Source organism: Novosphingobium clariflavum (genome assembly GCF_026420865.1).
GTDB classification, from domain to species: Bacteria; Pseudomonadota; Alphaproteobacteria; order Sphingomonadales; family Sphingomonadaceae; genus Novosphingobium; species Novosphingobium clariflavum.
On sequence record NZ_JAPCWC010000122.1, the window covers coordinates 1 to 314 of the forward strand.

Below are 314 nucleotides of genomic sequence, written 5' to 3' on the forward strand. Positions count from 1 at the left end.
AGTGTCGTGAACGCTTCGGGCAAATCCCAGCCCTGCAAAGGGGCAGCCTGGTCGAATGCGTTGATCTTCTGCTCGATCAGCGGGAGATAATGGAGCGGGTCGAAGATAACCTCCTCGCGGGCATAACAACGAGGATGACGGGCGATGACTTCGCTGCGGCAGCCGATCACCACCTCATCGACATAGGCCCTGATCCAGACCTCCTGATGGCCCCAGGCCACCGGAACCGAATAATCATTGGTCTTGTAGCGCACCAGGGATTGCGAGGAGACCCGCCCGCCCGCCTGATCGCAGGCCTCGAAGGGTGTAGCGGG

Annotated in this window: 1 protein-coding gene; it reads right to left on the reverse strand. The window is 60.8% G+C overall.

Features of this window, described 5'->3' with window-relative positions; translation table 11 throughout:
- Positions 1-314 (reverse strand): Mu transposase domain-containing protein (locus OKA11_RS24565; protein ID WP_407673536.1); only part of this gene is annotated, 314 nt, incomplete at both ends.